Below are 25,348 nucleotides of genomic sequence, written 5' to 3' on the forward strand. Positions count from 1 at the left end.
GGCTTGCTTTTGATGGGCTGTCGGATCGTCCGCGATCCATCGCATCCAGCCCACGAGAGGCCCGCAACCATGTCCGCACCGTTCTCCCCCTCCAGTCTCGGCAACGTCGCGCAGCTTCGCCTCGGCGCGCAGCAGGCCCGCATCGGCATCTCCGCCCTGGACGGCCTGGGCGCGCAGCCCGACAGCTTCTCGCGCACGCTCGAGAACCGCATGAACACGCCCGAGCCGGCGCCGCGCAAGCCCGAGTCGCCCCCCCCTGCCCCGCGACCGCCCGAGCGCACGGCCTCCGCCGAACCCGCACGCGAGCCCGAGCGCCCTGCCGGCAGCGGCCCCGCCGCGGGTGACCGCAGCGCCGGGCCCGCCACACAGGCGGACGCAGGCAAGGCCGCCGCTTCCGGTACGTCCGCACCTGACAAGGGCGCTGCGGACGCTCGCACCGGCGGGGCGGGCGCCGCCGCCGGCGAGGACGCCGCCACCGCGCAGGCGGACGCCGCCGGCGAAGCAGCCGCTGCCGCCGCTTCGCCGCAGGCCGTCGCGAGCCAGGCGGGCCACGCCGCGCGCCTCGCCGCCCTGGCCGCGGGCGCCGCGGTCGACGCCGACGCAACATCTGCCGATACGGTCACCGCGACGGCAAGCTCGCCCACCGACCCGGCAGCCCTTGCCGGCCTGCCGGCAGCGATTGCCGCACTGCTCGCCGGTCGCGCCGAAGCCCCCTCCGGCGCGGATGCGACCGGCTCCGAAGCGGGCACGCTGCAGCTGGTTGCGGACGGCGGGCGCAAGTCGCTTCAGAATTCCGCACTGCTGCCGAAAACCGATCTGTCGGCCACGGCTGGCGGCAACACCGGTCCCGATGGCAACGCCACGCCGGCCTTCCTGCTCCAGGGCCGCGAGTTCGCCGCCGCAACCATGGCGGCTCGCGGCGCGAGCGGCGCCGGTGCAGGCGGCACCGCGGCGGATGGCTTCGAGGTGCCGGGCACGAGCAACGCGAACGGCAACCTGCCGGCCGGCCTGGCGCACACGCCTGGCGCGACACATCTGCTGCGCCAGGCGTCCTCCGCGCACGCCGCATCGCCGCAGCTGCCGGTGGCGACCCCGGCCGGCGAGCAGGGCTGGGCGGAAGACGTCGGCAATCAGGTGCGCTGGATGCTCGGCCGTGCCGAGAGCAAGGCCGAACTCGTGCTGACGCCGCCGAACATGGGCAAGCTCGAGGTGTCGATCAACCTCGCCGGCGACCAGACGACGGCGCAGTTCATCGCCTCGAGCCAGGCCGCGCGCGACGCGCTCGAGCGCGCGCTGCCGCAGCTGCGCGAGGCGCTGCAGCAGGCCGGCATCCTGCTGGGCGACGCCAACGTGAGCACCTCCGGCCAGGGCCGCGAGGGCGATGGACGGGAAGGCAGCGGCGGTCGTGGCGAGCGCGGCGAGGCGGGCGCGAGTGGCCACGCCGGCACCGGCGGTGCCGGGGTGTGGCTGAAACAGCAACAGGGGATGGTCGACACCTTCGCCTGAAGCGCGCGAATTGGGGCGGGCTTGCCCCACTAATCGGCGCTTTGGCGGGTGCGGACCTCCCGGATAATTCAATCTGTACTACAGGAGATTCGCATGGCCAAGGCGCCGGCAAAGACCGAGGAAGGCGACGAGACCCCCAAGAAGAAGGGCAAGCTCGGCCTGATCCTCATCATCGTGCTCGTGGTGATCGTGCTCGTGCTCGGCGCGCTCGTCGCGCTGCTGCTGCTCAAGGGCGGCAAGGACAAGGAGCACGAGGAGCCGGCGGCCCACGCCGCGCCGGCTGCGCAGCAGCTGCACACCACCGGCACGGTGGACCTCACCAAGCCGCCCACCTTCATCCCGCTCGACGCCTTCACGGTCAACCTGCGCCGCGACGAGGGCGACCACTACCTGCAGGTGGTCGCCGTGATGCGCGTGGCCGACGCGACCATGGACCCGACGCTGAAGGCCTTCATGCCGGAGATCCGCCACCGCATCAACCTGCTGCTGTCGAGCAAGCTGCCGTCCGAGGTGGCCACCGTCGAGGGCCGCGAGGCCTTGTCGCTGGCGATCACCGAGAGCGTGAACGAGGCGCTCGGCTTCAAGCCGGTGCGCGACGCCGCCGGCAAGCCGGTGCCCAACGGCCCGGTGCAGGCCGTGCTGTTCACCTCCTTCATCATCCAGTAAGGGATCGCCGCCATGTCCGCGGACTTTCTCTCCCAGGAAGAGGTCGACGCCCTGCTGCGGGGCGTCACCGGCGAGTCGGACGAGCCGGTCGCGGACGAAGCCGGCGTCGAGGGCGTACGCCCCTACAACCTCGCCACCCAGGAACGCATCGTGCGCGGGCGCATGCCCACGCTCGAGCTCATCAACGAGCGCTTCGCGCGCTACCTGCGCATCGGCCTGTTCAACTACATGCACCGCAACGCCGAGGTGTCGGCGGGGCCGATCAAGGTGCAGAAGTACGCCGAGTTCGTGCGCAACCTGGTGGTGCCGACCAATCTCAACCTGATCACCGCCAAGCCGCTGCGCGGCACCGGGCTGGTCGTGTTCGACCCCAACCTGGTCTTCCTGGTGGTGGACAACATGTTCGGCGGCGACGGGCGCTTCCACACCCGCGTGGAGGGCCGCGATTTCACCCCGACCGAGCAGCGCATCATCCGCGGCATGCTCGACGTCGTGTTTGCCGAATACGTGCGCGCCTGGGCACCGGTGTTCAATCTGCAGCCCGAGTTCATCCGCTCGGAGATGAACTCGCAGTTCGCCAACATCGCGACGCCCTCCGAGGTGGTGGTGTCGACCAGCCTCTCGGTCGAGTTCGGCGGCTCGCAGGCGGAGATGCACATCTGCTTCCCGTACTCGATGCTGGAGCCGATCCGCGACCTGCTCTATTCCTCGATGCAGAGCGACCACCTCACCTCGGACCGGCGCTGGATCAAGCTGCTGACACGTCAGTTGCAGACCGCCGAGGTGGAACTCGCATGCTCGTTCGGCACGGCGCGGGTGAGCCTGCGCGACATCGTCGACATGCGCGTCGGCGATGTGATCCCGCTCGCGGTGCAGCCGGTGCTGCAGGCCGAGGTCGACGGCGTGCCGGTGTTCGAATGCCGCCAGGGCACGCGCAACGGGCGCTATGCGCTGCGCGTGGAGCGCTTCATCACCGCCGAGGACAACGAACCCCCCATGATTCCGGGAGCCCAGAATGGCTGACGAGAACCTGATTACCGACGACGACTGGGCAGCCGCGATGCAGGAACAGGCCGCCGCCGAGGAAGGCGGCGACAGCGAAGCCGATCGGGTCGCCGCCGAGCTTGCGGCCGCGGCGATGGGCGACTCGCCCTACCAGGCCCGCCCCGCCAGCCAGCTCTTCGAGGACTTCGGCGCCCCGGCGGGCAAGCCGGGCGCGCTCAACGACTTCGACATGATCCTCGACATCCCGGTGCAGATCACCGTGGAGCTCGGGCGCACCAAGCTGTCGATCCGTAACCTGCTGCAGCTCGCGCACGGCTCGGTGGTCGAGCTCGACGGCCTGGCCGGCGAGCCCATGGATGTGCTGGTGAACGGCACCCTGATCGCCCAGGGCGAGGTCGTGGTGGTCAACGACAAGTTCGGCATCCGCCTCACCGACATCATCACCCCCGCCGAGCGCATGCGGAAGATCCGCAACTGAGCAGCGCGATGCCCGAACTCGGCGCCAGTCTCGTGCAGATGAGCTTCGGCCTGGCGGTGGTGGTCGGCCTGCTGTTCGCCTGCCTGTGGCTGCTACGCCGCCTGTCCGCCCCGCGCGGCGGCGGCGCGGCGATCAAGGTGCTCGGCGCGGCCGCGGTCGGCCCGCGCGAGCGCGTGGTGCTGGTCGAGATCGGTGAAGACGTGCTGGTGCTGGGCGTGGCGCCCGGCAGCGTCGCGCGCCTGCACGAACTCAAGCGCGCCGACCTGCCGCTGCCCGCCGACCTGCCGGCCCAGCCCCTGCCGGGCGGCAAGACCTTCGCCACCTGGCTGCGCCAGGCTGCGCAACGCAGGGAACGCCGCGATGAAGCCTGAGCGCCGCGCCCCGAGCCACCCCGTGGCACTGCTGCGCCTCGCGCTCGCCTGCGCGCTCGCCGGCCTGCCCCTGCTGGCGACGGCGCAGGCCCTGCCCGCGCTCACCACCAGCCCGGCGGCGGGCGGCGGCACGACCTACAGCCTGACCATCCAGACGCTAATGCTGATGACGCTCCTGAGCTTCATCCCGGCGTTGGTGCTGATGACAACCTGCTTCACCCGCATCGTCATCGTGTTCTCGCTGCTGCGCCAGGCCATGGGCACGCAGACCGCGCCGCCCAACCAGGTGCTGCTGGGCCTCGCCCTCTTCCTCACCTTCTTCGTGATGGCGCCGGTCGGCGAGCGCGTATACACGGAGGCCTATCTGCCCATGTCCGAAGGCCGCATCCAGTTCGACGAGGCGCTCGAGCGCGCCTCGGTGCCGGTCAAGGGCTTCATGCTCAAGCAGGTGCGCGAGCCCGACCTCGCGCTCTTCGCCGGGCTGGCCAAGCTGCCGCCGGTGGACAAGGCCGAGGACCTGCCGATGCGGGTGGTGATCCCCGCCTTCGTCACCTCCGAGCTCAAGACCGCCTTCCAGATCGGCTTCATCGTCTTCATCCCCTTCATCATCATCGACATGGTCGTGGCCTCGGTGCTGATGTCCATGGGCATGATGATGATGTCGCCGGTGATCGTGTCGCTGCCTTTCAAGATCATGCTGTTCGTGCTGGTCGACGGCTGGACGCTGCTGATCGGCTCGCTGGTGCAGAGCTTCGCGGTGTGACCGCGCCTGCCCGAGGACAAACGCCATGACCCCCACCACCGTCATCGAGCTCGGCCGCCAGGCCATCGAGGTCACCCTGATGGTGTCGGCGCCGCTCTTCCTCGCCGCGCTCGTCACCGGCCTGATCATCAGCATCTTTCAGGCCGCCACCCAGATCAACGAGATGACGCTCTCCTTCGTGCCCAAGCTGGTGGCGATCTTCGTGACCCTGGTGCTGGCCGGGCCGTGGATGATCACCCTGCTCACCGACTTCATCCGCCGGCTGTTCGAGTCGATCCCGGCGATGATCGGCTGAGCCTCCTCCCCGCCCCTCGCCCTTCCCCGCCACCATGCTCTCCGTCACCGCAGCCCAGCTCGACGCCTGGCTGGCGGCGCTGATGTTCCCGCTCGGGCGCCTGCTCGGGCTGTTCGCGTCGGCGCCGGTGTTCTCCAACCGTGGCGTGTCGGTGCGCATCCGCCTGGCGATCGGGCTGGGCGTGGCGATGGCGGTGCTGCCGGTCCTGCCGCCGATGCCGCAGGTGCCACCCGGCGGCGGACTGGGCCTGGCGATCTTCGCGCAGCAGATCCTGATCGGCATCGCCATCGGCTTCGTGATGCGCATCGTATTCGCTGCGGTGGACATGGCCGGCGCCCTGATCGGGATGCAGATGGGCCTCTCGTTCGCGGTCTTCTTCGACCCCGACGCGGGCGGGCAGACCGCGGTGCTGTCCGACTTCCTCAACCTGCTCGCGACCCTGATCTTCCTCGCCATCGACGGCCACCTGCTGATGATCGACCTCCTGGTGCGCAGCTTCGAGTGGCTGCCGGTGGCGACCGATGCGGTGGATGCCGGCGGCTGGGCCTTCCTCGCGCGCAGCGGCATCACGGTGTTCTCGGCGGGGCTGCTGCTGTCGCTGCCGGTGATCGCGGTCTTGCTGGTGGCCAACATCGCGCTCGGCGTGCTGACCCGCGCGGCGCCGCAGCTCAACCTCTTCGCGGTGGGCTTTCCGATCACGCTGACCGCGGGCTTCATCGGCGTGCTGCTGATCATGAGCAACTTCGCGCCGGTGCTGCAAAGCCTCTTCGAGCGCAGCTACGACACCATCGGCCTGCTGCTCGACGCGCTCGCGCCACGCCCCACACCCTGAGAGGGCCGCGCTCAGAACTCCGGGAAGGTGCGCGAACGCACCAGGCGGATCTCGCCGCTGGCGACGCGGCGGGCGAAAGGCCGGGTGGACTCGATGCCCTCCTCCCAGCTCAACTCGTCGAAGCCGGCGAAACCGCCCGCACGCACGATCTCGCGCGCGTTGCGCAGGAAGACCCGGCGTGCCTCGCCGTCGCCGCCGGTGGTCATCCGCTTCATGTGCAGGTCCATGCGCACACGGTCTTCGCCGCTGCGGCTGACCTCGATCGACCACGTCGGCGCGAGCGGATCGTAGATGCCGTAGGCCACCAGCATGCCGGCGAGGTACTCCGGCTCGAGGTAGGAAAGCTCGCTCGCCATCCACACCGCACCCACCGCACCGGCGATCGGCCCTGGGGCCGCGGCGGCGCGGTCGAGCAGGCCGGTGCCCTCGCGCTCGCTGGCGCAGCCGAGGACGGAACAGGCGGCAAGGACGAGGAGCGCGCGGCGCATGGCGGTCAGCTGAGGTAGTTGAACAGCGACAGCCCGGTCGTCTTGAGGAAGGACTGCTGGGCGGCTTCGAGGAAGGTGCGCTGCTGGGTCAGGCGCGAGATCGCCTCGTTGTAGTCGAGGTCCTGCAGGTTGGACAGCGTGGTCTGGTACTGCAGGTCGAGATCGCTGCCGATGAAGCCGAGCTGCTCGACCTCGACCTGCTGCGAGCCGATCTGCGCGCGCACGGTGAGCGTGCGGTCCAGGCTGTCGTCGAGACCGCCCAGCGCCGTGCTCACCGCGCCGCTCACATCGCCTCCGCCTTCGAGGGCGGAGATGAACTCGCCCAGCACCTTGAACACCCCGTCGCCCTCGCTCCCGAACACCGACTCGCCCCCAAAGCTGATCGGCATGAAGCGGGAGGACGAGACCTGCATGGTGCGCGAACCCTGATCGCCCTTGTAGTCGCTGCCGAGCGTGCCGGCAGTGACCGTCTTCTCGAACGGCGGCGTGTTCGACCGGTAGCCGGCGAACAGGTAGTCGCCGTTGGCGTCGCGCGTGTTGGCGATCGCCAGCATGGCATCGAACTGGCTGCGCAGGTCGGAGGCGATCGACTGGCGGTCGGACGGCGACAGTGCGGGATTGCCAGCCGCGAGCACGCGCTCGCGCGCGTACTGGATGATCTCGCCGGCTCCGTCGAGCTGGCCGTCGACCAGCTTGAGCGCATCGTCGGCATAGCCCTGGTTGGTGATGAACTGCTGGTTGACGCTCTTCGACTGGCTGACATCGAGCGCGCGCGCGGAGGCCACCGGATCGTCCGAAGGGGTGAGGATCTTGCGGCCGGTGGCGATCTGCTGGCCGGTGTGCAACAGCGCGGCGGACTGCTTTTGCAGGGCGATGACGCCCTGGTCGTAGATCATGTTGGTCGATACGCGCATGGTGTGCTCTCTCCTCAGCGGGCGATCGCCAGTATTTCGTCGAACAGGCGCTGCGCCACGCCCATCACCTTGGCCGCAGCCTGGTAGCTCTGCTGGAAGCGCACCAGGTTGGCCGCCTCCTCGTCCAGGTTCACGCCCGAGACCGCGTCGCGCGAAGCCTTGGCCTGGTCGAGCAGCGAGGTCTGGGTGCGTTCGCCGGCCTGCACCTCGCGCGTCTTGCTGCCGACCTTGGCCACCAGCTGCGCATAGGCGTTGTTGAGCGTGGCGGTGGCCTGGCCGCCGCTGCCGAACAAGAGCTTGTCGGTCTGCAGCGCGCCGAGCAGCGCAGCGTTGCGGTTGTCGGCGACGCCGCCCTTGTTGTCGGCGAGCGCGATGACATCGTTAGCGGCAGGGGTGCCGGAGATCTTGAGCTCGAGCCGGACGCCTCCGGGCCCCTCCAGCGTGAAGGACTCGCCCGCGGCGCTGGTCGCCGGGTCGTAGGCCAGGGTCGCAGGCCAGCCGGCCGCCCCCGGCGCAGCCGCGTCGAGTTCGAAGCGCTTGTCCACCGCGTTGAAGGTGTACTTCAGGGCGGGCAGGCCGAGCTCGGTGCCGGCCGCCGCACTGCCGCGGCTGAGCAGCCCGGATTGCTCGATCCGCAGCGAGCTGCCGTCGCCCCTGGTCGGACTGGCCAGCACCGGCGCCGCCGCCGCGACGGCGCGCGGGTCCCGGTTCGCCACCTCGATCGCCCCCGCGGTGTAACGGGTGGGATAGACGAAGGCCGGCTCGGTCAGGGTGCTCCGCGCGCCGGTAAAGACGAGCCCCTGCGCCCGGATGGTGGTCGAACCGTCCGCCTCGGTCACGAGCTGCATCTGCGCGGCGGGCACGGCGTTGCCCGTGGCGAGGTCGGTGAGCTGGAAGGCCGCGCCGTCGTAGCGCAGCGAGTAGTCGCTGCCGGTGAGCGAGGAGACCTGCCCGGGGTCGATCCGGACGCTCAGGCCGCTGTCCGACGGATCGACGCGCACCCCGCCGATCTTGAAGAAATCTCCCCCCAGCCGGCCTTCCAGGTCGAGGCCGAGCGCGTGCTGGCTATTGAACTCGGTCGCCAGCGTGGTCGCCAGCAAGCCGAGGCTGCGCTGCGCCGAGGCCGTGCCCTCGCGGCGCGCCGCCAGCAGGCCGCCGAGCGTGCCACCACCGACGAGGCTCTCGGCGAGCGGCTCCACCGCCCCCGAGTTGGCGCGCACCGTGATCATCGAGCGCCCGTTCTCGTCGAGCTGGTCGCCCAGTTCGAGCTGCTTGGCGCGATTGCCCATGACCAGGCTCTGCCCCGAACCGATGAAGACCGACGTCGAACCGTCGCGCTGCTCCACCGTGCTCACCTTGACCAGGCGGTTGAGCTCGGCGATCGCTTGGTCGCGCTGGTCGAGCAGGTCGTTGGCGGCCGAACCGGCGCCGCCGGTGCGCGAGATCACCATGCGCTCGTTGAGCTCGGCGATCGCGGCGGCGTAGCCGTTGATGCTCTCCAGCGTGCTGCGCATCTCGGTCTCGACGCCTTCCGCGATCTCCGAGATACGCCCGTCCAGGGTGCGGAAGCGCGCCGACAGGGTATCGCCGCTGGAGAGCAGCGCCTGGCGCGCGGCCACGTTGGTCGGGTTGGAGGTGACGTTCTGCAGCGCACCGAAAAATTCGTTGAGCGCGGGCGTGAGGCCGGTGTCGGCGTCGGCGAGCACGTTGTCGAGCTGGCTGATGAACTGGCTGTAGGCGGCGTATTCCGCACGCCGGCTGTCGGCGCTCAGCACCTGGCCCTCGAGCAGCTGGCTGTAACTGCGCGCCACGCCGGTGACGCCGGTACCGGTGCCGAAGAAGGCGCCGCCGCTGTATTGCGGGTCGCGCGCTTCCTGGGTGACGGTCTGGCGATGGAAGCCCGGCGTCGCCGCGTTGGCGATGTTGTGGCTGGTGGTGTTGAGGTAGGCCTGGGAGGCGCTGAGCCCGGTCAGTCCGATATTGAGCAAGGACGCCATGATGTTTCCCTGATGCGCTGGTTCGAGCCTCTACATGCAAGATCCTTGCCAGCGCTCGATACGCACCTCGACCGCCGGTCCTCAGCCCGCCATTGCCAGCGCACTGCGCAAGGTATTGCCGCCGATGATGCGGGTGAGCTTGTCGGCATACATCGGGTCGGTGGCGTAGCCGGCGTCCTGCAGGCCGCGCGCGAAGGCCGCCGCGTCGGTCTGGCCGAGCACGCCGGCGTAGCGCGGGCTGCGCGTCATCAGCTGGGCATAGTCGCGGAAGGACTCGGCATACGAGCCGTAGGAACGGAAGTGCGCAGCCTCGGTGTAGGCCTGGCCGTCGGCGTATTCGGTGACCTCGCGCGCGACGGTACGCCCCGACCACGCACTGCCGGCCTTGATGTTGAAGAGGTTGTGGCTCGGGCTGCCGTCCTCGTGACGCAACTGCTTCTGTCCCCAGCCGGTCTCGAGCGCCGCCTGGGCGACCATGAATTCGGCCGGGATGCCGGTGCGGCGGCTGGCTTCCTGCGCGTGCGGCCACACCTCGGTGACGAAGTCCTGCGCGGACTTCGACACCTCCCCGCCGGCATCGCGCGCGCTGCGCACCGCGGCGTCGAGGCGGGTCTGCAGCGCAGCGCGCTCGTACACCGACAGCGCGGAGAACTCCCCTGCGGTCGCGGCGGCGCCCAGCGCGGGCACGCGCGCCTCGGCCGGCAAGGCGGCAAGGCGCGGGGCGGCAGCACTTTCCGCATCGCGCGCGAGCACGGCAGGAATTGCCGGGCGGCGACGCACGTCGGCAAGGTCGAAGCCGGTCTTGCCGGCCTCGCCTGCCGCGTCGGGCCGCACCGCAGCATTGCCGCCAAGCTGGCGGTAGAGCATCTCGGACAGGCCGGTGCCGCCCGACTGCGACATCTCCAGTGCCATCTGCTGGTCGAGCATGCCCTGCCAGGAGCGCGTCTGCTCGCTGTCCATCATGCCGTTCTGGCCGGTGGTCGCACGCATGGACTTCATGACCATCTGCAGGAAGAGCCCCTCGAACTGCCTGGCCGCGGCGCGCAAGGCCGCGTCCGAGCCGCCCTCGCTGCGCGCCAGGCGCTTCAGGTCGCCGAGCGAATTGGGATCGAGCGCGTTGAGCTGGACGCCCTTGTTCATGGCAACTTCCTCAGATGACCTCGAGTTCGGCGCGCAGCGCGCCGGCCGCCTTCATGGCCTGCAGGATGCTGACCAGGTCCATCGGCTTGGCGCCCAGGGTGTTGAGCGCCTTCACCACGTCGGCGAGGTTGGCGCCGCCGCGCACGTTGAAGAGCGCACCGCCCTCCTGGGCGACGTCGACCTGGCCGCGCTGGGTGACCACCGTCTGTCCGCCCGAGAGCGGCGGCGGCTGGCTGACCTGGGTCTCGATATTGACCGTGACCGTGAGGTTGCCGTGGGCGACCGCACAGTTCTGCAGCGTCACGCGCTGGTTCATGACCACCGAGCCGGTGCGCGAGTTGACGATGACCTTGGCGGCCTGCTGCACCGGCGTGACCTCGAGGTTCTCGATGTGGCCGAGGAAGGCGACGCGCGCGCTGGAGTCGGTCGGTGCGCGCACCTGGATGCTGCGCCCGTCGAGCGCGCTCGCCGCGCCCGGATAGACCAGGTTGATCGCATCGACGACCCGGCGCGCGGTGCCGAAGTCGGCGTCGTTGAGTTCGAACAGCACCGCGTCGCCCTGGCCGAGTGCGGTCGGGACCGCGCGCTCGACGGTCGCGCCGCCCGGGATGCGTCCGGCCGACAGGTGATTGATGACCAGCGAGGCGCCCCCGCCTTGCGCGCCCGCGCCGCCGACCGCCATGTTGCCCTGGGCAATGGCATAGACCTGACCGTCGGCACCCTTGAGCGGCGTCATCACCAGAGTGCCGCCGCGCAGGCTCTTGGCGTTGCCGATCGAGGACACGGTGACGTCGATCGCCTGCCCGGGACGGGCGAAGGCCGGCAGGTTGGCGGTGACCATCACCGCGGCGACGTTCTTCAACTGCAGGTTGGTGCCGGGCGGCAGGCTCACGCCGAGGTTGCCGAGCATGTTGACGATGCTCTGCACGGTGAAGGGGGTCTGCGTGGTCTGGTCGCCCGAACCGTCCAGGCCGACGACCAGCCCGTAGCCGACGAGCTGGTTGTCGCGCACGCCGGCCACCGAGGCGAGGTCCTTGATGCGCTCGGCCGCGGCGTACGCCTGCGCCGGATGCAAGATCAGCACGGCGAGGGAGACGACCGCGGCGCGCAGCAGAAGGGAGGCGAGACAGGACATGGCGCGGCCCTCAGAACGGCATGATCGCCACGAAGAAGCGCTGCAGCCAGCCCATGGTGTTGGACTCGTCGATGAAGCCGCTGCCGCGGTACTCGATGCGCGCATCCGCCACCTGGGTCGACTGCACGGTGTTGGCGGTGGTGACGGTGTTCGGGTTGATCACGCCCGAGAAGCGGATGAACTCGTTGCCCTGGTTGATCGCCACCATCTTCTCGCCCGACACCAGCAGGTTGCCGTTGGGGTAGACGTCGATCACGGTGACCGTGATCGTGCCGTTGAAGACGTTGTTGGCCGCGGCCGCGCCCTTGCCGTTGAAGTCGGACTCGGCATCGGCCTCGAGCTCCAGGCCGTTCAGGCCGCTCAAGGGCAGGCGGTTGATGGGGCCGATGCCGGCGCTCATGTTGCCGTTGCGGGTGGCGTTGGCGTTGGCGCTCTTCTCCGCGGTGTTGCGCTCGACCAGGTTGATCGTGATCGTGTCGCCGATGCGGCGCGCGCGCCGGTCCTCGAACAAGGGGCGTGCCTGCACGGTCTGGTAGATCGCGCCATTGGCGGGCAGCGCGGTCGCCATCGCCTCGGGGCGCACGCTCATCGGCTGATGCACCGCAGACGGCGGGGTGGTCTGGATCGCGGCGCAGCCCGACAGCAGCGCGAGCAGGCCGACGGCGATCGAATGCCTGGCGAGCTTCATCGTGCGCCTCACAGCTGGGTCAGCCGGCCGAGCATCTGGTCGGAGGTCGAGATCGCGCGCGAGTTGAGCTCGTAGGCGCGCTGGGTCACGATCATGCTCACGAGCTCCTCGGCGACGTTGACGTTGGAGACCTCGACATAGCCCTGGTTGAGCACGCCCGCGCCGTTGGTGCCCGGCTGGGTGGGCGTGGCCACGCCGCTCGAGGCGGTCTCGTAGAACAGGTTCTCGCCCGCGGCCTGCAGGCCGCCCGAGTTGATGAAGGTGGCGAGCTGGATGGCGCCGATTTCCACCGGCGCGGTCTGCCCGGCCTGCAGCACGCTGACCGTGCCGTCCTTGCCGATGGTGATCGAGAGCGCGTCGGCGGGGATGTTGATGTTGTCGGCCAGGGTGTAACCGCTGGCGGTGACGACGTTGCCCTGACTGTCGAGCTGGAAAGCGCCGTCACGGGTGTAGGCGGTGGTGCCATCGGGCATGGCGACCTGGAAAAAGCCGTTGCCCTGCACCGCGACGTCGAGCGAGCCACCGGTCTGCTGCAATGTGCCCTGGGTGAAGATGCGCTCGGTCGCCACCGGCTTGACGCCGGTACCGATCTGCAGGCCGCTGGAGATCTGCGTCTGCTGGGTCGACTGTGCGCCAGGCTGGCGGATGGTCTGGTAGAGCAGGTCCTCGAAGATCGCACGCTGACGCTTGAAGCCGTTCGTGGAGACGTTGGCCAGGTTGTTGGAGATCACGTCCAGCGAGGTTTGCTGGGCATCCAGCCCGGTACGGGCGGTCCACAGGGAGCGGATCATGATGGGTTCCTTTGCCTTGCGTTGCCGGGGCGGCAGGATTTGCCGTGCGGGGTTGGAATACCCAGCTGAAATTGCCGCCGTGCTGCCGCTTTTTCGATGGGATCAGTCTAGGCCGGTGCCGTCACCGACCATCCTGCGATAAGCAACGCAAAAACCGTGCTAATCGAAGCGGCCGGGTGCGCAAAAAAGGCCGGGCGCCCCACGCTACCCGGCCCGCGCAGCCCGGCTCGGCGGGGAGCGCGCCTCGATCAGCCCTGGCCGCCGATGACCCGCGCGGCCGAGCGGTCGTTCTGCTCGGCGGTCGACAGCATGCGGGTCTGCATCTCGAACTGACGGGCAAGCGAAATCATCTGCACCATCTGGTCGACCACGTTGACGTTGCTGCCCTCGAGATAGCCCCCGGCGACGCGCACATTGGGATCGACCGGCGCGGGCGCCCCGCCCTGCAGGCGGAAGAGGCCGTCGTCGCCACGCACCAGCTGCGCCTCGGGCGGATTCACCAGCTTGAGCTGCGCGACCACGTTGACCACACCCGGCTGATCGGGCTGCAAGGCCGAGACTGAACCGTCGACACCGATGGTGATCTCGTTGTCGGGCGGGATCGTGACCGGCCCGCCGTCGCCCAGCACCGGCCTGCCGTCGCGCGTCTGCAGGACGCCGTTGGCGCTCACCGCGAGGCTGCCGTTGCGGGTGTAGGCCTCGCTGCCGTCCGGCATCTGCACCGCCAGCCAGCCTTTGCCGGCGAGCGCGACGTCGAAGGGCCGGCCGGTGAACTGCAGCGGCCCCTCGGTGAAGTCGTTGGCGACGCTGGCGTCGACCGTGAAGGCGCGCGTGCGCAGCGCCTCGGTCTGCACCTCGACCGCGCGCAGCTTGTGCAACTCTGCGCGGAAACCCGTGGCGTCGACGTTGGCGAGGTTGTGCGCGACCGCCGCCTGCTGGTCCATGGTGCCCTTGGCGCCGGTCATCGCGGTGTAGATCAGGCGGTCCATCGCTGGCCTCTCGTGTCAGGCAGGTTTCAGGATCAGCGCAGGTTCACCAGGGTCTGCAGGACCTGGTCCTGCGCCTTGATGGATTGCGCGTTGGCCTGGTAGTTGCGCTGCTGCACGATCATCTGCACCAGCTCGTTGGTGAGCTCCACGTTGGCGTCCTCGATCATGCCCGCCGAGACCACGCCCGCGACCCCTTCGCCGGCCTTGGACGGCGCAGTGAGGCCGGATTCGGTGGTCGCTTCCCAGAAGTTGTTGCCGATCGACAGCAGCGCGTTCGGATTGCGGAAGGTCTGCAGCGCGAGCTGGGCGAGTTCGCGCGTCTCGCCATTGGTGTAGCGACCGGTCACGATGCCGTCCCGCCCCACGCTGACTCCGGCGAGCTCGCCGCCGGTGTAGCCGTCCTGGGTGAGCTCGGTGATCAGGTAGGAGCCACCGATCTGGCGCATGTCGCTGAAATCGACGTGGAAACGGATGCGGTCCGCACCCGGCGTGTAGGAAGCCGGGATCGCCAGCGGATTCGCAGCCGTCGGCCCGACGATGGGCGTGTTCACCGTACCCTTCTCGTTGAAGGTCAGGCTCCAGATCACGCTCGGGTCCTCGATCGAGCCATCGGTCCCGACCCCCAAGGGATAGCCGCCGTCCACGCTGGTGAAGACCTTCCAGGTGTTCTCGTTCGTGTTGACCGGATCGTTCGGGGTCGGGGTCACCTTGGCGAAGTAGTAGGTGAGCTCGTGCGACTTCCCGAGGCTGTCGTACGCCTTGATCGAGGTCGAGAAATTGTAGGTGCGCGCGTCCTGCCAGTTCTCGCCCGCAGGGAGCGGAAACGTGAAGGTCGAGCCGAACAGCTGTGGGTAGCGCTGGGCTGCGCTCAGGTCGTTCGCATCGAGGTTTCCGCCGATCTCCACCCGGCTGGTCGGCATGGGCTGGGAACCGACGATCGGCACCTGGACGTCCTTGAGGCCGCCGATCGGCGTGGGCAGGGCGCCCGGGGTGACCGGACTCTGGAAGCCCTTGAGCCTTTCGCCGGTGGGGGTGCGGATGAAACCCTCCTTGTCGAGCTCGAACTGGCCGTTGCGGGTATACACGTCCGGGCCGTTTTCGCGGCTGACCACGAAGAAGCCGTCGCCGTTGATCGCCAGGTCGAGCGGGTTGTTGGTGGTGGTGAGGTTGCCCTGGGTGAAGGTCTGCCGCACCGCACCGAGCGTGGCGCCCACACCCACCTGCTTGCCCGAGATCGAGCCGGTCAGCGAGGCCGCAAAGACGTCCGAGAAGATCGCGGAGCCGGTCTTGAAGCCGATCGTGTTGGTGTTGGCGACGTTGTTGGAGATGATGTCCAGGGCCTTGGAGGAAACGCTCAGGCCGCTCAAACCTTGCTGGAAAGACATGATCGAGGCTCCGGATCAGAGAATCTGCTTGATGTCGTCGTACTTGAAGATGCCGAGCGAGCCGACCTGGAAGTCGGTACCCGAGGCGCCGCGGATCACGCTGGTGACCGGGCCGAACTCGAGCGTCCGACCCGTGACCTTCTTGCCCTCGGCGAGCGCGCTCAGCTCGACCGTGTAGGCGCCGTCGACGGCACGCGAACCGTCGCTGGCGGTACCGTCCCAGATGAAGTTCTGGCTGCCCGCCTTGACGTCAGCGAGCTCGATCTTCTTGATCTCGAGGCCGGCGGCGTCCTTGATCGACAGCACCACGCTGTCGGCCGCGGCATCGAGCTCGAAACCGCCTACCGCGCCGGCCTCGGTGAGGGTCAGCTTCTTCCCCTCCACCAGCACGCCGCGCCCGACGAGCGCGGCAGCCTGCATCGAGTCGTAGGCGCTCTGGCCATCGACGAAGCTCTGGAACATCTTGTTCAGGCGCTCGATGCCGTCGACCGTGCTCATCTGTGCGAGCTGCGAGGTGACCTCCGCATTCTCCATCGGGTTGAGCGGATCCTGATTCTTCAGCTGGGTGGTGAGCAGGGTGAGGAAGCGCGAGTTCATGTCGCCGGAGGCCGAAGCCTTCGACTCCTCGCGCGTGTTGATCTTGGCGAGCACGCTCGCCGCGATGTCCTGGTTGTTCGTTACGCTGCTCATTCCTCTCTCCTGCTGTCGGCGTTTTCCGCGTCACGGCGCCTGCGGGGTGCTTACTGGCCGATCTGCAAGGTACGCTGAAGCAAGGTTCGTGCCGTGCTCATCACCTCGGCGTTGTTCTGGTAGGAACGCGAGGCGGAGATCATGTTCACCATTTCCTCGACCACGTTGACGTTGGGCATTTCGACGTAGCCGTCGGGGTTGGCGGCAGGGTTGTTGGGCTCGTAGACCAGCCGCAGGGGCGCGGCGCTCTCGACCACCTGGGTCACCTGCACGCCGACCGCCGCCGGGCCGGCGACCGGGCGCGCGGCGAACACCACCTGCTTGGCGCGGTAGGGCTGGCCGTCCTCGGAGGTGACGCTGTCGGCGTTGGCAAGGTTGGAGGCGGTGGCATTGAGGCGAAGCGACTGCGCATTGAGCGCCGAGCCGGCGATCTGGAAGACGTTCAGCATGCTCATGGCGGCTCTCCTTACTGGCCGGTGATCGCGGTGTTCATCGAGCGCAGCATGCCGTTGATGAAGGTCACGCTGGCCTCGTAGTGCAAGGCGTTCTCGGCGAAGGCGGCGCGCTCGACGTCCATGTTCACCGTGTTGCCGTCCACCGCGGACTGCAGCTCGCTGCGGTAGCCGGTCAGGCTTTCGAGCGCAGGCGCGGGTGCGCTGCCGATGTGGCCCGCCTGCGTGGTCGCCATCTGCACACCCTCCCGCGAGGCATTGAGCGCGCCCTGCAGCGCGGCGCGGAAATCCACGTCGCGCGCCTTGTAGTGCGGCGTGTCGGCGTTGGCGATGTTCGAGGCGATCAGCTGCTGGCGGTGCGCCTGCAGGTTCAGCGCGGTCTGGTGGAACTGGATCTGCCGGTCGAAAAGGGTCTTCATCGCTGTGCTCCCGGGACGGTGCGCCCGGACGTTCCGGACGCAGTTTCCATGCCAGCGATGGTAGGCGCGGGCCGGCAAGACCCTGGCGCCGATAAGGGGGGCAAAGCCCGGCCAATTTCGCCGCCATCCGCCGGCAAGGATTGCCGGCGGGCGCTGCCGGTTGCCAGGCCGGCGGGGGTCATGGTGCAATCCCGCCATGACGACTCCCCTCCACCGCAGGCTCGCCGCAAGGCGACTGCGCGGCCCGGCCGCTGCGCTGTGCGCGGCCCTCGTGCTGCTTCCCTCCCCCGCCGCGATCGCCCAGCACGCCGAGGGGGCGGTCGAGGCCCGCGTGCGCCAGTTCCTGCAGCGCCAGGTCGCCGGCCTGCCCGGCGAGGTGTCGATCGAGCTCGCGCCGCTCGATCCCAACAGCCAGTTGCCCGCCTGCGCCGCGCTCGAACCCTTCCTGCCCGCGGGCACGCGCGCGTGGGGACGCTTCAGCGTCGGTGTGCGCTGCGACTCACCGGTGACGTGGACCGCCTACCTGCAGGCGCGCGTCGCCGTGGTCGCCGACTACCTGATCGCCGCCCGCCCGCTGCGCGCCGGCCAGGTGCTCGGCCCCGCCGACCTCGGGCAGCGCAGGGGCGACCTCACCGCGCTCCCCGACAATCTCCTCACCGACCCCACCCAGGCCAGCGGCCACCACACCCGCATCGCGGTCGCCGCCGGCAGCCCCTTGCGCGGCGACATGCTGCGCGTACCCCACGCGGTGCGCCAGGGCCAGACCGTGAGCGTGCTCGGCGTGGGCGCGGGCTTCCGGGTGGCGAGCGAAGGCCGTGCGATGAACAACGCCGCCCCGGGTGAGAAGGTGAGGGTGCGCCTGGCCGACGGCCAGGTCGTCACCGGGACCGCACAGGCGGGCGGCGCAGTGGCGCTGGAGTTCTGAGGCGGCTGCGTGCCGAACGGAGACGGCCGCGAGCGGATGGCCGAGCGTGAAAGATTTCATGCTTTAATCGCTCAAGTTCCACGCCATCGCGCCGAAGAGAACGTCAGAGTCACTCTGTATGGGAACTGCGCCATGAAAATCGAAAGCTCGGGCAAGGCGATTGCCCCCTCCACCGCAGCGGAGGCCCGCCCACGCAGCCCCGCGAGCCCCGGCGCCACGGTCTCCGCCGGCAGCGAAAAGGTCCAGCTCTCCTCGCTGTCGTCCAGCCTCGCCAAGGCCGAGGCGAGCATCGCCCAGACCCCGGTCGTCGACGCGCAGCGCGTCGAGGAGATCAAGCAGGCGATCGCCAACGGCGAATTCAGGATCGACGCCGGACGCATCGCCGACGGGCTGATCGACAGCGTGCGCGAGATGCTCGCAGGCCAGCGCTGAACGCTTCACCGCGCATGAACCGTCCTGCCGTCCCGCCCTCCTCCGCCGACCGCCAGCGCCTCGCGCTGCTGATCGAAGCGGAAGCGATCCAGCTCGGAGAGTTCGTCGAGCTGCTCGCGCGCGAGGAGGCGCTGCTGATCGCCGGGGAGGTCGATGCACTGGTGGTGCTCTGCCAGGACAAGAACGAACGCTACCGCCGCCTGCAACGGCTCTCCGACGACCGTAGCCTGCTGCTCGGCCGCTTCGGCCAGGCGGTCTCCGACACCGTGATTCGCGACTGGCTCGCCGGCTTGCCGCGCGTGCTGGCGCGCTGGGACGAGGTCCTCGGCTTGGCCCGCACGACGCGCGAGCGCAACGCCCTCAACGGCAAGCTCATCACCGAGCGCATGGCGCACAATCAGGCCGCGCTCAGCCTGCTGCTCTCGGCCGCCGACCAGCCGCCGCTCTACGACGCCGAAGGCCATACCCGCGCCATTGGCGGCGGGCGCATGCTCGGCAGCGCCTGAACATACATACAGCCCTTCGCTCTGCTATCCTTGCGCCCTTCGCAAGTTCGAACGGGCAGTCAGCATGGCCGGCACGCAAGGCACTCCAAAGCAGTACGACGAATCCTCCTTCCGCGTCCTGAAAGGGCTCGAGCCGGTGCGCGAACGCCCCGGCATGTACACCCGCACCGACAGCCCGGCGCACATCATCCAGGAGGTGATCGACAACGCCGCCGACGAGGCGCTCGGCGGCTTCGCGAAAAAGATCCACGTCACGCTCCATGTCGACGGCTCGGTCACCGTGGCCGACGATGGCCGCGGCATCCCGGTCGGACTGCACCCCGAGGAAGGCGTCCCGGTGGTGGTGCTGGCCTACACCCGGCTGCACGCCGGCGGCAAGTTCGACAAGCGCGAGGGCAACTCGGCCTATGCCTTCTCGGGCGGCCTGCACGGCGTCGGCGTGTCGGTGACCAACGCGCTGTCGACCCGGATCGAGGTCGAGGTCAGGCGCGAGGGCAAGATCCACCGCATCGACTTCTCCGACGGCGGCGAGACGATCGGCCCGGTGCGCGTCGAGGGCGACTGCGGACGCCAGACCGGCACCCGGGTGCGGGTGTGGCCGGACGGCAAGTACTTCGAATCTCCGCGCGTGCCGATGAACGAGCTCGAGCGCCTGCTGCGCTCGAAAGCGGTGCTGCTGTCGGGGGTCGCGGTGCGGCTCGACATCGAGCAGGCGAACGGCCCGGCGCTGACCAAGACGTGGTCCTACCCCGACGGCCTCGCCGGTTATCTGAAAGAGCTCGCGGGCGATGTCGAGCCGGTGGCGCCGATCTTCACCGCCGAGAAATACGCCGCCAAGGACGATCCGACCTTCGCCGCCGGTGAAGGCGCGGCGTGGGCGCTGGCATGGTTCGAATCCCCGGTGCCGAGCGAGTCCTACGTCAACCTGATCCCGACCGTGAACGGCGGCACCCACGAATCCGGCCTGCGCGCCGGCGTGTTCGAGGCGATGAAGTCCTTCATCGACCACCACACCCTGCTGCCGCGCGGCGTGAAGCTGCAGCAGGAGGACGTGTGCGGGCGCATGAGCTTCGTGCTCTCGGCGCGCCTGCTCGACCCGCAGTTCCAGGGCCAGGTGAAGGAAAAGCTCAACTCGCGCGAGGCGGTCAAGCTCGTCTCCAGCCAGCTGCGCGACCCCTTCGAGATCTGGCTCAACAACCACGTCGAGGCCGGCCGCGCGATCGCCGAGCTTTCCATCAAGCAGGCGCTTGCGCGCCAGAAGAGCGCGCAGAAGGTCGAGAAGAAGAAGACCTCGGGCGTGGCGGTGCTGCCCGGCAAGCTGTCGGACTGCGAGTCCGAGGACCTCGCCGACAACGAGCTCTTCCTGGTCGAGGGCGACTCCGCCGGCGGCTCGGCCAAGATGGCGCGCAACAAGGAGACCCAGGCCATCCTGCCCTTGCGCGGCAAGGTGCAGAACGCCTGGGAGATCGACCCGGATCGCCTCTTCGCCAACGCCGAGATCCACGACATCGCGGTGGCCCTCGGCGTGGACGCGCATACCGCCGACAGCCCGATCGACCTCTCCGGGCTGCGCTACGGCAAGGTCGTCATCATGTCCGACGCCGACGTCGACGGCGCCCACATCCAGACCCTGCTGCTGACGCTGTTCTTCCGCCACTTCCCCAAGCTCATCGAGCGCGGCCACGTGTATGTGGCGCAGCCGCCCCTGTACCGCATCGATGTCCCGGCACAAGGCAAGAAGCGCCCGCCGCGCCGCCTCTACGCGCTCGACGAGGGCGAGCTCGCCGCGATGCGCGAGCGCCTGGAGAAGGAAGGCTTCAAGCCCGACGCGATCGAGATCGGCCGCTTCAAGGGCCTGGGCGAGATGAACCCCGACCAGCTGCGCGAGACCACCATGGACCCGGCCACCCGTCGGGTGCTGCCGGTGAAGGTGCGCAGCGGCGCGCTGCAGGACACGCTGAAGATGTTCACCCTGCTGATGGGCAAGGGCGAAGCCTCGGGGCGGCGTGCGTGGATGGAAGAAAAGGGGGACAGCGTCGAGGCGGATGTCTGAGCCCCCCAAGGCAAATCGAATTGCCCGACGCCATCACCCGGAATAAGGTAGTGATATTCACTACACCGATGCAAGCTACGGACCTGCCATGCACACCATTTCCGCCGCCGAAGCGAATCGACAGTTCTCCAGCCTGCTCCGCCAGGTCAGCCAGGGCGAGACCATCACGGTCCTGTCCCACGGCCGTCCCGTCGCCACGATCAGCCCCGCCACAGAAGCGGGCGAATCCGGTCACGACCGTGCCAACGCACGCGCCCGTCTGCTCGCCCGCCTCAATCGGGAACCTGCCGCAGGCGAACGAAGCTGGAACCGCGACGAACTCTACGACCGCGACCAATGAAGATCGCGCTGGACACCAACATCCTCGCCTACGCAGAGGGCGCCGGAGACGACGCGCGTTGTGCAGCGGCTCGTGCGCTGATCGAGGATCTCGCGGCGAGCGAGGTGCTGATCCCGGCGCAGGCCTTGGGTGAGTTGCACCGGGTCCTCACCGGCAAGCTCAGGCGCGACGCCGAGACAGTGCGCGGCGCCCTGCTCGACTGGTCCGATGCCTACGAGGTGGCCGATTCGACCTGGCCGAGCTTCCAGGCCGCCATCGACCTGGCCTGCGATCACCGCATGCAGATCTGGGATGGCCTGGTCCTTTCGGTGGCTGCGGAAAACCGTTGCCGCCTGCTGCTGAGCGAAGACCTGCAGCACGGCTTCACCTGGCGCGGCGTCACCGTTATCAATCCTTTCGAGCATGTCGCGCACCCGCTACTGCTCGCAGCATGCAATTCGAGCTCATGAGCACAGACACTCCCGACCTCTTCGACGCGCCTGGCGTGCCCGAATCCGTCGCCCCCTCGACCCCGGCCGGCGCAGCCCCGAGTGCTGCCTCGACAACTCGGGGCGCAGCGCCTGCGACCGCCTCCGACGCAGACATCCCCCCGCCCCCAGCCCCGCCCGCCGACCCGGAACCCGAGCCCGAGGACGACGGCACGCTGGCGCTCGACCGCTACGCCGAGCGCGCCTACCTCGCCTACGCGATGAGCGTGGTGAAGTCGCGCGCGCTGCCGCAGGTCGAGGACGGCCTGAAGCCGGTGCAGCGCCGAATCCTGTTCGCGATGAACGAGATGCGGCTGTCGTCCACCTCCAAGCACGTGAAGTCGGCGCGCGTGGTCGGCGACGTGATCGGCAAGTACCACCCGCACGGCGACTCCAGCGTCTACGACGCCATGGTCCGCGTGGCGCAGGACTTCTCGCTGCGCTATCCGCTGGTCGACGGCCAGGGCAACTTCGGCTCGCGCGACGGCGACTCGGCGGCGGCGATGCGCTACACCGAATGCCGCCTGACCCCGATCGCCGAGCTGCTGCTGTCCGAGATCGACCGCGGCACGGTGGACTTCATCCCCAACTACGACGGCGCCTTCGAGGAGCCGCAGCTGCTGCCCGCGCGCCTGCCCTTCGTGCTGTTGAACGGCGCCTCGGGCATCGCGGTGGGCATGGCGACCGAGATCCCGCCGCACAACCTGCGCGAGGTGGCCGAGGCCACCTGCCACCTGATCCGCCACCCCGAGGCCACGCTCGACGACGTGCTGGCCATGCTGCCCGGCCCCGACTTCCCCGGTGGTGGCCAGCTCATCTCCACGCCCCAGACCATCCGCGAGGCCTACGCGACCGGCCGCGGCAGCCTGCGCCTGCGCGCGCGCTGGAAGATCGAGGAGCTCGCCCGCGGCCAGTGGCGCGCCATCGTCGAGGAGCTGCCGCACGGCGTGTCCGCCGCACAGGTGCTGTCCGAGATCGAGACCCTGACCAACCCGCAGCCGCGCGCCGGCAAGAAGGAGGTCTCGCAAGAGCAGAAGAACCTCAGGCAGCTCGTGCTCGGCGCGCTCGACACGGTACGTGACGAGTCCAGCGACAAGGCGCCGGTGCGCATCGTGCTGGAGCCCAAGTCGAGCCGGCAGAACCGCGACGAGTTCATGGCGGTGCTGCTCGCCCACACCAGCCTGGAGACCTCGGCCTCGGTCAACATGACCATGATCGGCCGCGACGGTCGGCCGCAGCAGAAGAACCTGGTGCAGATCCTGCGCGAATGGATCGACTTCCGCTACGTGACCGTCGAGCGCCGCACCCGCCACCGGCTGGACGAGGTCGATCGGCGCATCCACATCCTCGAAGGCCGCATGATCGCCTTCCTGCACATCGAGGAAGTGATCCGCGTGATCCGCGAGTCGGACGAGCCCAAGCCGGCGCTGATCGCGGCCTTCGGGCTGTCCGACGTCCAGGCCGAGGACATCCTCGAGATCCGCCTGCGCCAGCTTGCGCGCCTGGAAGGCTTCAAGATCGAGAAGGAGCTCGCCGAGCTCAAGGACGAGCGCGCCGGACTGCAGCACCTCCTCGACAGCCGCGCGGCGATGACCAAGCTGATCCTCAAGGAGATTCAGGACGACGCGAAGAAGTACGGCGACGACCGCCGCACCCTGGTCGAGGCCGTGGCCGCGGTCGCGCCCGCGGAGATCTCGGTACCGGACGAGCCGGTCACCGTGATCGTGTCGAAGAACGGCTGGGTGCGCTCGCGCCAGGGCCACGGCATCGACCCTGCCGGCATCGCCTACAAGGCCGGCGATTTCGGCTTCGCGGTGCTCGAGACGCGCACCACCTGGCCGCTGATCGTCATCGACGGCAACGGCCGCGCCTACACGGTAAAGGTGTCCGAGCTGCCCGGCGGGCGCGGCGACGGCGCGCCGATCACCACGCTGGTGGAGTTCCAGGACGGCGGCAAGCTCGCACAGGTCGTCACCGACACGCCGGATTCGGTGTACTTCTTCGCCAACAGCGGCGGCTATGGTTTCCTGTGCAGCGTCGCCGACGCCAGCAGCCGTCAGCGCGCGGGCAAGGCCTTCATGAGCCTGGAAAAGGGCGAGAAGGTGCTGGCGCCGGCGAAGGTGTTCGGCGACTGGATCGCGGCGGCGTCCGAGAACGGCCGCATCCTGGTCTTCCCCCGCCCCGAGATGAAGACCCAGAGCGGCGGCCGCGGCGTCATCGTGATGGCGCTCGACGAAGGCGAGGCGCTGGCGGCGGTGGCGGTGCCGGCCGACGATGCGGTGCTCGCCGTCGAGGGCAGTGGTCGCGGCGGCAAGGCGTTGACGATCGAGCTCAAGCCCGCCCAGCGCGAACCGCTGCGCCACCGCCGCGCACGCAAGGGCGTGCCGCTGACTCCGAAGCTCAAGCCCGAGCGCATGCGCTGACCGTTGCGCCGATCGCGACTCGCGTCGCTCCTACGGCGCACCGACGCGCCTCGTATCTCGCGTGGAAGCGACGCACCGATGCGCCTCGACGTCTCTCGTGGGAGCGACGTACCAATGCACCTCGGCATCTCTCGTGGGAGCGACGCACCAATGCACCTCGGCATCTCTCGTGGGAGCGACATACCGATGCACCTCGGCGTCTCTCGTGGGAGCGACGCAAGTCGCGATCGCAGCGGCGAAAAAGGCACGGCGGGAATCGTTGCGCCGATCGCGACTTGCGTCGCTGCTACAAGATCCGCAAGGAACCGGACACGCCGTGGGGTCTCACCCCGACCGGCTGCCATCAACCCTGCGGGGCCTCCGGCAGGATGGAGCGGATGGGGTCGTCGGGCGGGATGGTGGTCGGGCCGGCATTGCCTTCGGGGTCGGCCATGCGCGACTCGATCAGGATGGTGACGCGACGGTTGCGGCCGCGGCCCTCCTCGTCCGCGTTGTCCGCGACCGGGCGCTGGTCGGCATAGCCGGCGGCGGTCAGGCGCGCCGGGGTGACGCCGTTGTCGATGAAGAGCCGCGCCACCGTCGAGGCACGCACCGCCGAGAGCTCCCAGTTCGACGGAAAGCGGAAGGTGCTGATCGGCACGTTGTCGGTGTGGCCCTCGACCGTGATCGGGAACTCCGCCGGCGCCAGCACCCGCGCCACCGCCTGCAGCGCCGACACGGCATTGCTGCCGAGCGCGGCCTCGCCGGGCGCGAAGAGCAGGCTGGCGTTGATCTCGACGCTGACGCCGAAGGCGCCCTCGGTGACCTTCACCTGGCCGGACCCCGTCAGCGGCGAGAGCACGCGGCGGATCTCGTCGGCCACGTTGCGCATGCGCTGCGCGGCCTGCTGGCGACGCTGCTCCACGACAGGATCCACCGCCGGGGGCGCCGGCCGGGTGATCGCCTGCGAAGGCACGACGCTGACCTTGGGCAGCACGATCTGTTCGCCGCTCTCGTTCACATTGACGTTGCGGAAGGCCTGCACGAGCGAGTCGGAGAGCACGCGGTACTTGCCCTCGTTGACCGACGACAGCGAATACATGACCACGAAGAAGGCGAACAGCAGCGTGATGAAGTCGGCGTAGGACACCAGCCAGCGTTCGTGGTTGTCGTGTTCCTCGTCGAGCTTGCGCCTGCGCCGCATGATGTCTCCCGGCGC

28 protein-coding genes are annotated in these 25,348 nt (G+C 69.1%); 15 read left to right on the forward strand and 13 right to left on the reverse strand.

Translation table 11 applies throughout. The features are described from left to right. The first annotated feature begins 69 nt into the window (after positions 1–69). The 8 genes from PO78_RS20135 (at position 70) to fliR (ending at position 5,916) form a co-directional block, all read left to right on the forward strand. Complete coding sequence (locus PO78_RS20135) at positions 70–1,506, forward strand: flagellar hook-length control protein FliK (RefSeq protein WP_052484472.1); 1,437 nt, start codon at positions 70–72, stop codon at positions 1,504–1,506. A 93-nt stretch (positions 1,507–1,599) separates the two neighbouring features. Continuing rightward, positions 1,600–2,172, forward strand: a complete 573-nt coding sequence (locus PO78_RS20140; protein WP_043746458.1) for a flagellar basal body-associated FliL family protein — start codon at positions 1,600–1,602, stop codon at positions 2,170–2,172. Between the two features lie 12 nt (positions 2,173–2,184). Beyond that, positions 2,185–3,195, forward strand: a complete 1,011-nt coding sequence (gene fliM, locus PO78_RS20145) for a flagellar motor switch protein FliM (protein ID WP_004305559.1) — start codon at positions 2,185–2,187, stop codon at positions 3,193–3,195. Further along, on the forward strand, positions 3,188–3,655 hold the full coding sequence (fliN, locus tag PO78_RS20150; RefSeq protein WP_004305558.1) for a flagellar motor switch protein FliN: 468 nt from the start codon (positions 3,188–3,190) through the stop codon (positions 3,653–3,655). The genes fliM and fliN overlap by 8 nt, the downstream gene beginning before the upstream one ends. An 8-nt stretch (positions 3,656–3,663) precedes the next feature. Continuing rightward, positions 3,664–4,026 (forward strand): flagellar biosynthetic protein FliO, encoded by a 363-nt coding sequence (gene fliO / locus PO78_RS20155; protein WP_004305555.1) that lies wholly within the window; start codon positions 3,664–3,666, stop codon positions 4,024–4,026. After that, positions 4,016–4,789 (forward strand): flagellar type III secretion system pore protein FliP, encoded by a 774-nt coding sequence (gene fliP, locus PO78_RS20160; protein ID WP_004305553.1) that lies wholly within the window; start codon positions 4,016–4,018, stop codon positions 4,787–4,789. The genes fliO and fliP overlap by 11 nt, the downstream gene beginning before the upstream one ends. A 25-nt stretch (positions 4,790–4,814) precedes the next feature. Next, positions 4,815–5,084 carry a flagellar biosynthesis protein FliQ gene (gene fliQ, locus PO78_RS20165; protein WP_004305551.1) on the forward strand — a complete coding sequence of 90 codons (270 nt, stop codon included), beginning with the start codon at positions 4,815–4,817 and terminating at the stop codon, positions 5,082–5,084. A gap of 34 nt (positions 5,085–5,118) precedes the next feature. Beyond that, complete coding sequence (gene fliR, locus PO78_RS20170) at positions 5,119–5,916, forward strand: flagellar biosynthetic protein FliR (RefSeq protein WP_004305547.1); 798 nt, start codon at positions 5,119–5,121, stop codon at positions 5,914–5,916. Between the two features lie 11 nt (positions 5,917–5,927). Here the strand turns inward: fliR and PO78_RS20175 are convergent, their stop codons facing one another. The 12 genes from PO78_RS20175 to flgB all read right to left on the reverse strand — a co-directional run bounded on the left by PO78_RS20175 (position 5,928) and on the right by flgB (position 17,004). Next, positions 5,928–6,404, reverse strand: coding sequence for a hypothetical protein (locus PO78_RS20175; protein ID WP_012585742.1), 477 nt, complete (start codon positions 6,402–6,404; stop codon positions 5,928–5,930). A 5-nt stretch (positions 6,405–6,409) separates the two neighbouring features. Beyond that, complete coding sequence (gene flgL, locus PO78_RS20180; RefSeq protein WP_004305545.1) at positions 6,410–7,318, reverse strand: flagellar hook-associated protein FlgL; 909 nt, start codon at positions 7,316–7,318, stop codon at positions 6,410–6,412. 14 nt (positions 7,319–7,332) lie between these two features. Next, on the reverse strand, positions 7,333–9,315 hold the full coding sequence (flgK, locus tag PO78_RS20185; protein ID WP_043746460.1) for a flagellar hook-associated protein FlgK: 1,983 nt from the start codon (positions 9,313–9,315) through the stop codon (positions 7,333–7,335). Positions 9,316–9,396: 81 nt separating this feature from the next. Next, positions 9,397–10,455 (reverse strand): flagellar assembly peptidoglycan hydrolase FlgJ, encoded by a 1,059-nt coding sequence (flgJ, locus tag PO78_RS20190; RefSeq protein WP_043746464.1) that lies wholly within the window; start codon positions 10,453–10,455, stop codon positions 9,397–9,399. Between the two features lie 10 nt (positions 10,456–10,465). After that, positions 10,466–11,590, reverse strand: coding sequence for a flagellar basal body P-ring protein FlgI (locus PO78_RS20195; protein ID WP_004305536.1), 1,125 nt, complete (start codon positions 11,588–11,590; stop codon positions 10,466–10,468). Positions 11,591–11,600: 10 nt separating this feature from the next. After that, positions 11,601–12,278, reverse strand: coding sequence for a flagellar basal body L-ring protein FlgH (locus PO78_RS20200; RefSeq protein ID WP_043746467.1), 678 nt, complete (start codon positions 12,276–12,278; stop codon positions 11,601–11,603). A gap of 8 nt (positions 12,279–12,286) precedes the next feature. After that, entirely contained in the window at positions 12,287–13,069 is a 783-nt protein-coding gene (gene flgG / locus PO78_RS20205) for a flagellar basal-body rod protein FlgG (protein WP_004305533.1), read from the reverse strand. Between the two features lie 248 nt (positions 13,070–13,317). Further along, positions 13,318–14,058 carry a flagellar basal-body rod protein FlgF gene (gene flgF / locus PO78_RS20210; RefSeq protein ID WP_043746470.1) on the reverse strand — a complete coding sequence of 247 codons (741 nt, stop codon included), beginning with the start codon at positions 14,056–14,058 and terminating at the stop codon, positions 13,318–13,320. A gap of 32 nt (positions 14,059–14,090) precedes the next feature. Further along, complete coding sequence (gene flgE, locus PO78_RS20215) at positions 14,091–15,443, reverse strand: flagellar hook protein FlgE (RefSeq protein WP_004305529.1); 1,353 nt, start codon at positions 15,441–15,443, stop codon at positions 14,091–14,093. 15 nt (positions 15,444–15,458) lie between these two features. Next, the gene (locus PO78_RS20220; protein ID WP_004305526.1) at positions 15,459–16,133 is read right to left on the reverse strand and encodes a flagellar hook assembly protein FlgD; all 675 of its coding nucleotides are present in this window, start codon (positions 16,131–16,133) and stop codon (positions 15,459–15,461) included. Between the two features lie 50 nt (positions 16,134–16,183). After that, entirely contained in the window at positions 16,184–16,588 is a 405-nt protein-coding gene (gene flgC / locus PO78_RS20225; protein WP_004361025.1) for a flagellar basal body rod protein FlgC, read from the reverse strand. An 11-nt stretch (positions 16,589–16,599) separates the two neighbouring features. Beyond that, positions 16,600–17,004, reverse strand: a complete 405-nt coding sequence (flgB, locus tag PO78_RS20230) for a flagellar basal body rod protein FlgB (RefSeq protein WP_004305521.1) — start codon at positions 17,002–17,004, stop codon at positions 16,600–16,602. A 196-nt stretch (positions 17,005–17,200) separates the two neighbouring features. Here flgB and flgA point away from each other — a divergent pair, with 196 nt between their 5' ends. From flgA to parC, 7 genes are all read left to right on the forward strand, one after another. Continuing rightward, a complete protein-coding gene (gene flgA / locus PO78_RS20235; RefSeq protein ID WP_043746473.1) occupies positions 17,201–17,929 on the forward strand; it encodes a flagellar basal body P-ring formation chaperone FlgA in 729 nt (242 codons plus the stop codon). A 132-nt stretch (positions 17,930–18,061) separates the two neighbouring features. Then, positions 18,062–18,361, forward strand: coding sequence for a flagellar biosynthesis anti-sigma factor FlgM (flgM, locus tag PO78_RS20240; protein WP_004305515.1), 300 nt, complete (start codon positions 18,062–18,064; stop codon positions 18,359–18,361). A gap of 14 nt (positions 18,362–18,375) precedes the next feature. Next, entirely contained in the window at positions 18,376–18,867 is a 492-nt protein-coding gene (locus PO78_RS20245) for a flagella synthesis protein FlgN (RefSeq protein WP_004305513.1), read from the forward strand. 64 nt (positions 18,868–18,931) lie between these two features. Then, complete coding sequence (locus PO78_RS20250; RefSeq protein ID WP_004305510.1) at positions 18,932–20,920, forward strand: DNA topoisomerase IV subunit B; 1,989 nt, start codon at positions 18,932–18,934, stop codon at positions 20,918–20,920. An 88-nt stretch (positions 20,921–21,008) separates the two neighbouring features. Next, complete coding sequence (locus PO78_RS20255; protein ID WP_004305508.1) at positions 21,009–21,260, forward strand: type II toxin-antitoxin system Phd/YefM family antitoxin; 252 nt, start codon at positions 21,009–21,011, stop codon at positions 21,258–21,260. Then, the gene (locus PO78_RS20260) at positions 21,257–21,709 is read left to right on the forward strand and encodes a PIN domain-containing protein (protein ID WP_043746477.1); all 453 of its coding nucleotides are present in this window, start codon (positions 21,257–21,259) and stop codon (positions 21,707–21,709) included. The genes PO78_RS20255 and PO78_RS20260 overlap by 4 nt, the downstream gene beginning before the upstream one ends. Further along, positions 21,706–24,150 (forward strand): DNA topoisomerase IV subunit A, encoded by a 2,445-nt coding sequence (gene parC / locus PO78_RS20265; protein WP_012585748.1) that lies wholly within the window; start codon positions 21,706–21,708, stop codon positions 24,148–24,150. Before PO78_RS20260 ends, parC begins: the two co-directional genes overlap by 4 nt. A 343-nt stretch (positions 24,151–24,493) precedes the next feature. On the opposite strand, the gene motD is transcribed toward parC, so the two are convergent. Further along, positions 24,494–25,333, reverse strand: coding sequence for a flagellar motor protein MotD (gene motD, locus PO78_RS20270; protein WP_004305503.1), 840 nt, complete (start codon positions 25,331–25,333; stop codon positions 24,494–24,496). Between the last annotated feature and the right edge of the window lie 15 nt (positions 25,334–25,348).

This window comes from Thauera sp. SWB20, from assembly GCF_000831325.1.
GTDB classification, from domain to species: domain Bacteria; phylum Pseudomonadota; class Gammaproteobacteria; order Burkholderiales; family Rhodocyclaceae; genus Thauera; species Thauera aminoaromatica.